Here is an 11797-nt window from a genome sequence, read left to right as displayed (position 1 = left end):
CATGACCGAACTCCTGGTGAAGAACGCCTGCGTGATCGACCCCCTCCGGGGTATCAACGGCGAGGTGATGGACATCGCCATCCGCAATGGGAAGATCGTCGAGGAGGTGAGCGATGCCGCGGAGGTGGTCGACGCTCGCGGGATGCTCACGATGCCGGGCGGGATCGACTCGCACACCCATATCTGCGGGACGAAGGTGAACTTCGGGCGCTACATGAGCCCGGAGGATATGCGGGCGGGGAGGACGCCACGCCAGGGGGCGATGCACGCCACGTCCGGCTACAGCGTCCCGACGACCTACGGCAACAGTTACCGCTACAGCGTGATGGGCTACACCACCCTGCTCGAGGGCGCGATGGCGCCGCTGGAGGCACGGCACACCCACGAGGAGTTCTCCTACACGCCGCTGCAGGACACGATGGCGAACACCCTCTTCGACGGGAACTGGGGGATCCTGGAGGCGATCCGCGACGGCGATACGAAACGGGTCGCCGCCATCATCGCCTGGACGCTTTCGGCCGTAAAAGGGTTCGGCGTCAAACTCACGAACCCCGGCGGCACCGAGGCCTGGCAGTGGGGCAAGAACGTCACCTGCATCCGCGACCCGGTGCCCTACTTCGAGGTGACGCCGGCCGAGATCATCCGGTCGGTCGTGGAGGCGAACGAACTCCTGCACCTCCCGCACTCGGTGCACCTCCACTGCAATAACCTCGGCACCCCGGGGAACTACACCTGTACGCTCGGGTCGTTCGGCCTCATCCCGGACCTGAACAAGAAGCGGCAGACGCTGTACGCGACCCATGTCCAGTTCCACGCCTACGGCGGGTCGGGGTGGAAGGACTTCTGCTCGAAGAGCGAGCCGATCGCGAACTACGTCAACATGCGCCCGCAGATCGTCATCGATATGGGGCAGGTGATGTTCGGCCGGACGACGACGATGACCGCCGACGGGCCGATGGAGTTCAACCTCTACCGCCTCCACCACGACAAGTGGAGCAACCACGATGTGGAACTCGAGACGGGCTCGGGGATCATCCCGGTCATCTATCGGCGCAAGAACCTGGTCAACTCGATCATGTGGGCGATCGGCCTCGAGCTCGCGCTCCTCACGAAGAGCCCCTGGCAGTGCCTGCTCACGACGGACAACCCGAACGGGGCGCCGTTCGTCAAATACCCGGAGATCATCGCCCTCCTGATGAGCAAGAGGTATCGCGACGCTGAGTTCGCGACGGTTCACCCCGATACCGAATCACGGGTGCCCCTGCCGGCGATCGAGCGCGAACTCGACTGGCACGAGATCGCGGTGATGACCCGGGCGGGTGGCGCGAGGGCGCTCGGGATCCAGGATCTCGGGAAAGGACACCTCGCTCCCGGCGCCGATGCGGACGTCGCCATCTATCCGCTCAGGATCGACGAGGTGGACCCCGCAGCCGAGTACCAGAAGGTGATCGACGGGTTCAGCCAGACCGAGTACACGATCAAGCGGGGCAGGGTCGTCGCCCGGCGGGGCGAGTGCCTGGTGCACGGGAGCAACGCCACGTTCTGGGTCAGACCAAAGGTTCCGGAGAACTACGATATGGGGAAGGATCCAGACTTCATCGAGAAGTTCGACCGCTACTACACCGTCCGCATGAGGAACTACCCGGTGCAGGATGAGTACCTGACCCGGAGCCGGTGCATCGAGACGGAGGCCGACCTATGAAGGTCACGCTCGCGATGAAACCCATGACGAAGGGGTTCATCCCCATCGAGGCGGAGTCGATCGTCCCGAAGAACTTCCTCTCCGGCACCGACCTCTCGGTCTGGCGGGGAAACCGTGAGCTCCGGCTCGATGAGGCCTTCTCGGTCTCGGTGGAGGGGAGCGCCGACCGGGCGGAAGATGTCGAGGTCGTCTTATCGGGCGACACCTGCCGGTTGAAGAGGGTCGGCGAGTACATGGATGCCGGCAGGATCACAGTCCTCGGCGGCATCGGGATGCACTGCGGTAACTTCATGAGCGGCGGGACGATCGAGGTCCACGGGAACGCCGACGGCTGGCTCGGGCGGGAGATGGCGGGCGGGACCATCGTCTGCCGGGGCGACGTCGCCGACTACTGCGCCTCGGGATACCGCGGCGGCCGGAAAGGGATGAAGGGAGGCACCGTGGAGGTCTTCGGCCGCGCCGGGGATTTCCTCGCGGAGAGTCTCGCCGGCGGCACGGTGGTCGTGCACGGCGATGCCGGGGATATGGCCGGAGCGGAGATACACAGCGGCACGCTCGTCGTCCACGGGAACTGCAGCCGTCCGGCCGCGAACATGAAGGGAGGCTCCTGCTACGTCTACGGGACTGCGCGGGGGATGATCCCCACGTTCAGGAAGGTCGGGACGGTGCAGCACGAAGGGCGCACGCTTATCCAGTTTACCGGCGATCTTGCAAACCGCGGGAAAGGAAACCTTTTTGTGAAGGACTACGAATATCTGGACTGATGGTCAGGCACGAGTGTGGGTTCGAGGCCCCGATCCACTGCAAGCGGTGTGGGCGACCGCTGGAAAGCAACGAGCGCACGGGTCTTTACTGCCCGCACTGTGGAAGAAGAGTGAGCATGCTCTGCCCGGGCTGCGGGCGTCTCTGGTGATCAGGCCCGGTTCTTCACCCACCGGGCATACTGCGCCCTTAGCTGGCGGATGTCCTGTTCGGTGAGATCTTTTTTCCCGGTCTGGTGCAGGTAGGACTCGAGCTGCTCCACCACCCGTTCTGCATCCAGGAAGTCGTCGGCGTCCAGGTAGACCGGTGCACGGCCGACGTTGATCACCTCGCCGCACATCGGGCAGAGCCTCCAGCGCTGATAGCGGTCCACATAGTTGAAGGTCTTGCAGCCCGGACAGCGAATGACGAGATACATGATTACTGGGAGTTGTGCGGGCGGGCGGATTTATAGTTATCCATCCTGTTTTTGCTTGGGGAGGGTGTCTGTTCTCCGGGTGGGGATAGTCCCGAGAATACATCTTTCCCGAGCGGGGGTTAGAATACCCGAGGGCAGTGAGGTGCGACTGCCGAAAATGTGATGCTTGAAGGGGAGACCTCGGTCACCTTTTTAACACGGCTTTCCATCGGATATCGCCATTGGGGGAGGCGGCTCGCGGGGAGGGGGGAGCATCCCCCCTCCCCTGTCTCCACTTTAGAAACTTGCCTGTAACCCCCCACCGCCCGCGCTGCGCGCTCCTCCCGCCCCCCCTGGGGGGGCGGGCAGTGCATGGCGATAGCCTCTCGGAATCCGTGCATGGGAGAGCAAGCGACAAATCGTGACAAGTCTGAGCGCCTGAAATCTACATGGCATCGCTCTCCCTCGGGCAGAAATTCACCCCTCCCGCGGCGCAAGATCCTTCACCGCCGGCCCGTGGATCACCCTTCCGTCGGCATCGTAGCGCGAGCCGTGGCAGGGGCAGTCCCAGGTCTCTTCGGCGCTGTTCCACGCAGCGACGCATCCGAGGTGGGTGCAGGTGGGGTTGACCGCGTGGACCCGCCCTTTCTCGTCCCGGAAGACGCCGGCCTTCTTCCCCTCGATCATCAGGATCCTCCCCTCGCCGGGCGCGACGTCCGCGAGGTCCCCGGCCGGCCGGGATATCGCGCCGCCGATGTACTTCTCGGCGACCTCGATGTTGTGCGCGAGGAACCGCCGGGCAGATGCCGCCGGTTTGAACCGGTTGGGGGCGTAGACCTCCGCCCAGGGGTTCTCGCGCCCCCGGATCATGTCGGTGATGATCGTTGCGGCCGCGGTGCCGTTGGTCATCCCCCACTTCCGCAGTCCGGTCGCGATGTAGACGTTCTCGTGGCCGTCGGCGAGTCGGCCGATGTAAGGGACGCCGTCGATGGTGATGTAGTCCTGCGCCGACCACCGGTAGTCGACGGACGTTACCGGGTAGACCGACCTGGCGTAGGCCTCGAGGTCGCGGTAGTGCCTCCGCGTGTCCACGCCCTCGCCGGTCCGGTGCTCCATGCCGCCGACGATGACGAGTTCGCCGCCGTCGGCCGTGGGCTGCGACCGCCAGGAGTGGGTGGGATTGCTCGCGTTGATGAAGAGGCCGTCCGGGAACGGCTCGTCGATCCGGACACCGAGCGCGTAGGAGCGCGACGGCTCCATCCGGGCGAAGTAGAACCCGGGCGCATCGTAGAAGGGGTAATGGGTCGCGAGGATCACGCTCTCTGCCGTGACGGTTCCCGACGTCGTCCTGACCGTGCAGCGGCCTCCCCCGTCCTGCACCTCGAACGCCCGGGTCTTCTCGTAGATCCCGCTCCCGTCGCCAGGGATCAGCGACGCCAGGTGCAGGAGGTACTTTACCGGGTGGAACTGCGCCTGGTTCTCCATGACCACCGCGCCGTAACTCCGGGCGGGGAGCGGGATCTCCTCGACGAACGTGGCCGGTAGCCCGAGACTCCGTGCCGCATCCGCCTCGGCCGCGACCTTCTCCCGCTCCTCTTCCGTCTCCGCGTAGGTATAGGCCGGTTTTCGGACAAAGTCGCAGGCGATGGTGTGCTCCCGGGCGATCGATGCTATCGCCTCGATCGCCGCCTGGTTCGCTTCGGCATACTGCTGTGCCAGCCTGCCCCCGAACCGGTCGATGAGTTCGGTGTAGATCAACCGGTGGAGCGCCGTGACCTTCGCCGTCGTATGCCCGGTCACCCCTCCTGCGACCCGGTCACCGTCGATCAGGGCGACCGCGTAGCCCGCCTGCTTGAGCAGGACGGCGGCGGTGATCCCGACGATACCCCCGCCCACGACCGCCACGTCGGTCTCCAGGTTCCCCGGTAGCGAGGGATGCGGCGTCTCCGCCGCGGTAGTCTCCATCCAGTACGACTCCGCCTTTCCCGGCAGGCCATATGCTCCCGGCCAATGCTCCATGCCCGCCCCCTTCCGCCGGGAGCATATATAGTCTGGGTATGGGGCCGGAGTACGGTGCAGCGCACCGCCCCCCTCCCGCCCCGGAGTTACCGCCGCACGACCTCTTTCCTCCGCAGGTTCCTCACTGTCGGGCTCTCGATCACCCTCCCGTCGGCGGCGTAGCGGGAACCGTGGCAGGGGCAGTCCCAGGACTTCTCCGCGTTGTTCCACGCGACGGTGCAGCCCATGTGCATGCAGGTCGGGTCCAGCGGGCGGACCCCGCCGCGGTCGTCGCGGAAGACCGCGACTCGCTGCCCTCCCACCTCGACGACCTTCCCCTCCCCGGGCGGTATCGCCGCGACCTCCCGGTCGAAACCGGCCGCATCGACCTCGATCGCCCCTCCCGCGGCCTCGATCTTCTTTTGCACCCGGTCGGGGAACTCCGGCTGCTCCCGGAACCGGGAGGGGTCGAAGACCTCCGCCCAGGGGTTCTCGCGCCCCCGGATCAGGTCGGTGAGGATCATCCCCGCCGCGGTGCCGGCGGCCATCCCCCATTTGCAAAACCCCGTTGCGACATAGATCCGGTCGTGCCCCCCGGCAAGGCGGCCGATGTAGGGGACGCGGTCGGCCGTTATGTAGTCCTGCGCCGACCAGTGGTAGTCGACCGATCTCACCGGGTAGACCGACCGGGCGTAGGCCTCGAGGTCGCGGTAATGCGCCCGGGTATCGGTCACCTGCCCGGTGCCGTGCGCCGCGCCGGTGACGATGACGAGGTCGCCGTCGGCCGCGGGCTGTGACCGCCACGAGTGAACGGGGTCGCTCGCGTTGATGAAGATCCCGTTTGGGAACGGCTCGTCGATCCGGACGCCGAGCGCGTAAGACCGCGACGGTTGCATCCGGGCGTAGTATGCACCGGGACGGTCATAGATGGGGTAGTGGGTCGCGAGAACCGCGTGACCGGAGTGGAGTGTGCCGCGGTCGGTCTTCACCGCGACGCCGTCCGCCCGCTCCTCGATGCCTACGGCTCTCGTCATCTCAAAGACGTAACTCCCCTCCCCGGGGAGGTGTCCGGCGAGGAGCAGGAGGTAGTTACGCGGGTGAAACTGCGCCTGGCCTTCGAGGACCACCGCCCCGTGGCTCTCTCCCGGCAGCGGGACGTCCTCCGTGAACGCCGCAGGAAGCCCGAGGTGCCGTGCCGCGTCAACCTCGGCCATGACCTTCTCCCGCTCCTCTTCCGACTCCGCGTAGGTGTAGGCAGGTTTCCGCTCGAAACTGCACGGGATGTCGTACTCCCGGACGAGGGACGCGACCGTCTCGACCCCCGCCCGGTTCGCAGCGGCATACTGCCGGGCCAATCTACCCCCAAACCGGTCGATCAGGTCGGCGTAGATCAGCCGGTGGAGCACCGTGACCTTCGCCGTTGTATGGCCGGTGGCGCCTGTTACAATCCGGTAGGCGTCGATGAGGGCGACGGTCAGCCTCGCCTTCTTCAGCAGAAACGCCGTGGTGATGCCCGCTATCCCGCCGCCGATCACCGTGACGTCCACGCGCCCGTCCCCGTCGAGCGGCGGAAACCCCGTCTCCGGCGAGGTGGCCATCCAGTACGACTCTGCCCTTCCCGGCAGACTCTCGTCTCGTTCCGGTGCCTCTTCCATGCTTCTTCCTCTCTTCGCTGGTGGGTGCCGCGGCACCTATATATCGTTATGCAGGACCGTCATCTGCCGGGACCCACCGGTATGCATAAGAGCGAACGCTTCGATGCAGGGGCGATCGGGATGAGCGTGATTCACACCATCGGGGACTACGAACAGTACGTCGGAAAAGAGGTCGTACGCCGCATCGAGGCGAAGGCACGGCCGCTCCACGACATGCACGTCCTGCACATGAACTCCACCTACTACGGCGGAGGAGTCTCCCAGATCCTCTCATCCCTGACGCTCCTGACAAACAGCCTCGGCATAGAGACCGGGTGGCGCGTCATCCACGGCCCCCCGGACTTCTTCAGCGTGACAAAGAAGTTTCATAACGCCCTCCAGGGGGCAGAGATCAACCTCTCCGGCCGGAAGAAGGAGATCTACGAGGACGTCATCCACGAGAACGCCGTGAGGAACCATATCGACCACGACATGGTCTTCGTCCACGACCCACAGCCGCTCCCGCTGATCACCCATTACCGGAAGAAATGCCCCTGGGTGTGGCGCTGCCACCTCGACCTCACCGCACCGAATCGTGAGGTCTGGGACTACCTCGTCCCGTTCATCGAGCGGTACGACGCCGTCATCCTCTCCTGCGGGGAGTACCTGCGGGATCTCAGGAGGCCGCAGGTCTTCTTCACGCCCGGGATCGATCCCTTCTCCATCGTGAACCGGGAACTTTCCGAGAGCGCCATCGATGAGCGCCTCGAGCACTACGGCATCCCGACCGACCTCCCCCTGGTCGTTCAGGTCTCCCGGTTCGACCGCTGGAAGGACCCCCTGGGCGTCATCCGGGCGTTTGAGAAGGCGAGGAAGGAGGAGGAGTGCACCCTGGTCCTCGTCGGGAACGTCGCAACCGACGACCCGGAGGGCGCCGAGGTCTACCGGTCGCTCCTCACTCACCGTAACGAGCGGATCATTGTAAAAAGCGTTCAGGACGGGGCGCTGGTGAACGCCCTCCAGCGGCGGGCGGCGGTCGTCCTGCAGAAGTCCCTCCGGGAGGGGTTCGGGCTGACGGTATCGGAGGCGATGTGGAAGGGCGCGGCGGTGATCGGCGGGAACGTCGGCGGCATCCGCCATCAGATCGAGGATGGGGAGAGCGGGTTTCTGGTCTCATCCGTCGATGAGGCGGCGGAGCGGATCGTCCGGCTCCTCCGCGACCCCGATCTCGCAGAGCAGCTCGGACGTGCAGCGCGCGAGAGGGTGCGGGAGCGCTTCCTCTTCACCCGCACCGTCGAGCAGTACCTCGACCTGATCGCCGCGTTCGAGCCGGAGTTCCGGCTGAGGGAGGGCGTGGGGTTGTCATGCGGGTGAGCGGTGGGCGGTGGGGGAGTGGATTATCGGCGATCCCGGGCGCGGGCTCCCCTGCCTCACGCCTAACGGTGCTCGCACCAGCGGCGTTCATACGTGGCATCTGGATTGCTTCCCCGGCACGGATTCCGTGGGAATATCGCCATTGGGGGAGGGGCTGACGGGGAGGGGGGAGCATTCCCCCTCCCCTGTCTCTACTTCTACCCCGTAAAGCTAATCTGTGACCCCACCCCACCCGGCCTTCGGCCTCCTCCCCCGCCCCAAGGGGCGGGGGCAGTGCGTGGCGATAGCCACCACGGTCCACTATACCGGGCTTGTTTCTCGCTTCGGCTGTTTAGTCTGTCGCACAGCGAAGGTCATCGGCCTTCTCGAACTCCTGTCATCCCATCCTTCGCAACCCACGCCTATCGGTGCTCATGCCCGGGCCTCCCCGTCCGCCGCGCCCGGCCGGAACCAGAAATAATCCCCACAATTCGGCAGAGGCCCTTGCGAGAGAAACCCGAGCCTTTTTCTGCATGCGGAGACGACCACTATCCGTGAGTCCAATGGATATTCAGGTAATCGGTGTTCAAGACCTTCCCCTGATCCAGCGAGGAGACGACCTTCCCGCCCTGATCTGTGAGAGGGTCGCGTTCGAGGACGGGGACATCCTCACCGTCGCCTCGTCTGTCTACTCGAAGGCAAAAGGTTTCACCCGCGAACTCGCCGCCATCGTCCCGGGTGCAGAAGCCATGCGGATCGCGGCAAAGACGAAGGAAGACCCGCGCTTCGTCCAGGCGGTGCTGGACTCGTCCACCGATATCCTGCTCGAATACCCGTTCATCCTCTCAGAACTGCCGTCCGGCCACATCGGTGTCCGGGCGGGCGTCGACCACAGCAACATCGAAGACGGCCGGCTGATCGTCCTTCCGCCCGACCCCATGGGTGCCGCCGCCGAACTCCGGGACGCCATCCACCGCATCACCGGAAAGGACGTCCGGGTGATCGTCACCGACACCTGCGGGCGGGCGTTCCGCCGCGGCCAGACCGGCATCGCCATCGGCTGGGCAGGGATGACGGCCATCGACGACTACCGGGGCGACACCGACCTCTTCGGCCACGTCCTCGAGATCACCGAAGAAGCGGTCGTCGACGAGATCGCGGCCTTCGCGAACTTCGTCATGGGCGAGAGCCACCAGGGCGTGCCTGCGGTGGTCTTCCGGAATTGCCGGACGTGGAACGGGCACGACAACGTTTACTTCACACGGGAGGAGGACGTCGTCAGGGCCGCCCTGAAGGAGAACAAAAAGGATTAGAAGAGAGCATTGAGGACAAAAATTGCCGCTCCGGTCACGATGGTCAGGACGATAACGACTTTCGGGTCGATGTGGATGGCCCGGTGATCGTCGCTGTCATAGTAATTGACCAGGCCGGCAGAGGATACCAGTCTTCCGCCAGATTTCTTCGCCATACTGAAATATTCTCCTTTACGATATATAAAACAGAGGTTCGACCATGCAGGAAGTCTCACCCTACATCGTCACCGGCCGGGCGCTCCTCGGCGAAGACCTCCGGGAAGAGGATGTCACCATCACCGTCTCGGAGGGGATCGTCACCTCGATAGAGCCTGTCTCCCGGATACCCGAGAGGTGGATCGTGCCCGCCTTCTTTAACGCCCACACGCATCTCGGCGACACCGTCGCGATGGATCTCCCCGCCCGGGGCAGCCTCGCCGACCTCGTCAAACCCCCGAACGGGTTGAAGCACCGGATCCTCGCAAAGACCCCGCGGGCTGAACTCGTCCGGGGGATGCGGTCGAGCATCAGCGCGATGATCGCCACCGGGACGACCGGGTTTGCCGACTTCCGCGAAGGAGGTGCCGACGGGGTTGCGGCGCTCCGCGAGGCGGCGTCCGGTCTCGACTGCCGCCCGGTCATCCTCGGCCGCGAAGGCGGCGAGGAGGTGAGCGACGGGGCGGGCATCAGCAGCGTTCACGACGTAGCGAACGCCGAAGAGATCGTCAGGAACGCGCGGGCCGGAGGAAAACTCGTCGCCTTCCACGCCGCCGAGAGGAGACCCGGCGATCTCGACGACGCGCTCGCGTTCGAGCCCGACCTGCTCGTTCACTGCACTCACGCGACGGATGCCCAGCTCCGCCGGATCGTCGATATGGGGATCCCCATCGTCGTCTGCCCGCGATCGAACTGGCTGCTGGGGGTCGCGGCGTCGTCTGCCCACCCGCCCGTTGCGCGCATACTTGAACTCGGGGGAACGCTCCACCTCGGGACGGACAACGTGATGTTCGTCCAGCCCGATATGCTCCGGGAGATGGCGTTTGCCGCGACGGTATACCGCGCGCCCCCCGACGAGATCCTCCGGGCCGCGATCTCCGGTGCCGGGATAGTGGGCGCATCCGGATACCTTGAGGAAGGGCAGAAAGCGAATTTCCTGGTCATAAATCCGCTGGAAAAGAATATCTCCTTCAGCCGGGATGTTCGTGCGACCATCGTAAAACGGCTGGATTCCTCATCTATTTGCCAAACAGTTTTAACCCTGCAATAGAAACCAGATGAAGAGTACCTATTCTGCGTGGTGTGTATGTTCCGTAAGATACTTGTCGCTATAGACGGCTCTGAACCGGCCGACCGGGCATTCGAGATGGCGCTCGGTGAGGCCGCCATGTGGAAAGCCGAAGTTCACGTTGTGTATGTGGTCGAATCCGGGCTATTTACTTCCCTCCCCATGGACAACACACTCGAGATCATCTACAGTGTTTTGCAGAAGGAGGGCGAGGATATCCTTGGAAAGGCCCGGAATAAGGCGGATGCAGCGGGCGTCTCGCTCGTCACGCACCTCCAGCAGGGGCACGCAGGTTCCCAGATCGTCGCTCTCGCCGAAGAGCTGGGGGCCGATCTCATCGTCCTCGGCTCATACGGGAAGAGCGGTGTCGACCGGCTCCTGCTCGGGAGCGTGACCGACTACGTGGTGCAGAACAGTCCCATCACGACAACGGTGGTGAGATCATAACCTCTCCGGAGCAGATGTTCGTCCGGGACTTCATGATAACCGACGTCGTCTGCGTCGAGATCCCCGGTAACCGGGACGATGTCCTGCGTATCCTGAAACGGACCGGCATCAGCGGCGTCCCCGTCCTCAAAGACGGCGAGCTTGTCGGCATCATCACCCGAAAAGATCTCCTCCGAAAAGCGGAAGAGACCCAGCTCGGGCTCCTGATGACGCCTGACCCGGTCGTCATCCGGCCGGACGCCCCCATCTCGGAGGCGGCTCAGTTGATGGTGCACCACAACATCCGGAGGCTTCCCGTCATGGAGGACGGGAAGATGATCGGGCTCATCAGCGTGGCCGACCTCATCGGCGCCATCGCCCAGCTGCGTGTCACCCTCCCTATCAGGGATAACTACACCAGCAAGACCTACGCCCTCTGGGAGGAGACGCCCCTCTCGCTTGTGGGAAGGATCCTCGAGATCTCGGGCTACGACGCCATCCCCATCCTGATGGAGGACGGCACGCTCATCGGCATCATATCGGAGCGGGACCTCATCAGGCATTCCCGCATCGAGGACGGCGTCGAGGTCAGCGACTTCTCGAACGGCACGGACGACGACGAGTGGACGTGGGAGAGCATCCGGGACATGCATACCATCAGTTATGGTATCTCCCGGATCCAACTCCTTCCGATCCCCGTGAAGAACGCGATGGTGAAGAATGTCCTCGCTGTCCCCTTGAATGCGGAGGTCGGCGAATGCGCACTGAAGATGCGGCGGGCCCGGGTCGACCAGCTCCCGGTGGTCAACGGGAACAAGCGGCTTGTCGCCATGCTCTTCGACCGTGAGTTGATCAAGGTGCTGCTGCCTGACCAGCAGCAGGCCCTGCGAAAGAATTAAGGGGCAATGTTCATATAATATAGAGATGTCTATCCATGTCGTGCCGTGA

At 64.4% G+C, this 11797-nt stretch carries 11 protein-coding genes; 7 read left to right on the top strand and 4 right to left on the bottom strand.

All coding sequences use genetic code 11. The features are described from left to right. Position 1: 1 nt before the first annotated feature. Positions 2-1702 (top strand): formylmethanofuran dehydrogenase subunit A, encoded by a 1701-nt coding sequence (locus FKB36_RS08415; RefSeq protein WP_261597615.1) that lies wholly within the window; start codon positions 2-4, stop codon positions 1700-1702. Beyond that, complete coding sequence (locus FKB36_RS08410) at positions 1699-2466, top strand: formylmethanofuran dehydrogenase subunit C (RefSeq protein WP_261597614.1); 768 nt, start codon at positions 1699-1701, stop codon at positions 2464-2466. Before FKB36_RS08415 ends, FKB36_RS08410 begins: the two co-directional genes overlap by 4 nt. A gap of 149 nt (positions 2467-2615) precedes the next feature. Here the strand turns inward: FKB36_RS08410 and FKB36_RS08405 are convergent, their stop codons facing one another. From FKB36_RS08405 to FKB36_RS08395, 3 genes are all read right to left on the bottom strand, one after another. Then, the gene (locus FKB36_RS08405; RefSeq protein ID WP_261597613.1) at positions 2616-2882 is read right to left on the bottom strand and encodes a DUF1922 domain-containing protein; all 267 of its coding nucleotides are present in this window, start codon (positions 2880-2882) and stop codon (positions 2616-2618) included. A gap of 456 nt (positions 2883-3338) precedes the next feature. After that, positions 3339-4880 carry an FAD-dependent oxidoreductase gene (locus FKB36_RS08400; protein WP_261597612.1) on the bottom strand — a complete coding sequence of 514 codons (1542 nt, stop codon included), beginning with the start codon at positions 4878-4880 and terminating at the stop codon, positions 3339-3341. Positions 4881-4966: 86 nt separating this feature from the next. Then, a complete protein-coding gene (locus tag FKB36_RS08395) occupies positions 4967-6514 on the bottom strand; it encodes an FAD-dependent oxidoreductase (RefSeq protein ID WP_261597611.1) in 1548 nt (515 codons plus the stop codon). A gap of 81 nt (positions 6515-6595) precedes the next feature. On the opposite strand from FKB36_RS08395, the gene FKB36_RS08390 reads away from it, so the two are divergent. Then, the gene (locus tag FKB36_RS08390) at positions 6596-7867 is read left to right on the top strand and encodes a glycosyltransferase (protein WP_261597610.1); all 1272 of its coding nucleotides are present in this window, start codon (positions 6596-6598) and stop codon (positions 7865-7867) included. A 542-nt stretch (positions 7868-8409) separates the two neighbouring features. Beyond that, complete coding sequence (locus tag FKB36_RS08385) at positions 8410-9159, top strand: coenzyme F420-0:L-glutamate ligase (protein WP_261597609.1); 750 nt, start codon at positions 8410-8412, stop codon at positions 9157-9159. Here the strand turns inward: FKB36_RS08385 and FKB36_RS08380 are convergent. After that, complete coding sequence (locus FKB36_RS08380) at positions 9156-9314, bottom strand: preprotein translocase subunit Sec61beta (RefSeq protein WP_261597608.1); 159 nt, start codon at positions 9312-9314, stop codon at positions 9156-9158. The genes FKB36_RS08385 and FKB36_RS08380 overlap by 4 nt on opposite strands. A gap of 44 nt (positions 9315-9358) precedes the next feature. On the opposite strand from FKB36_RS08380, the gene FKB36_RS08375 reads away from it, so the two are divergent. The 3 genes from FKB36_RS08375 to FKB36_RS08365 are packed head-to-tail and all read left to right on the top strand — an operon-like array spanning position 9359 to position 11748. Then, positions 9359-10405, top strand: a complete 1047-nt coding sequence (locus FKB36_RS08375) for an amidohydrolase family protein (protein WP_261597607.1) — start codon at positions 9359-9361, stop codon at positions 10403-10405. A 36-nt stretch (positions 10406-10441) separates the two neighbouring features. Beyond that, a complete protein-coding gene (locus tag FKB36_RS08370; RefSeq protein ID WP_261597606.1) occupies positions 10442-10870 on the top strand; it encodes a universal stress protein in 429 nt (142 codons plus the stop codon). 14 nt (positions 10871-10884) lie between these two features. Continuing rightward, entirely contained in the window at positions 10885-11748 is an 864-nt protein-coding gene (locus FKB36_RS08365) for a CBS domain-containing protein (protein ID WP_261597605.1), read from the top strand. The last annotated feature ends 49 nt before the right edge of the window (positions 11749-11797 follow it).

Origin of the sequence: Methanoculleus formosensis (assembly GCF_025384765.1) — an archaeon.
Lineage (GTDB): Archaea > Halobacteriota > Methanomicrobia > Methanomicrobiales > Methanoculleaceae > Methanoculleus > Methanoculleus formosensis.
The sequence above is the reverse complement of the archived record's forward strand: the minus strand, read 5'-3'. Positions and strand labels throughout refer to the sequence as shown.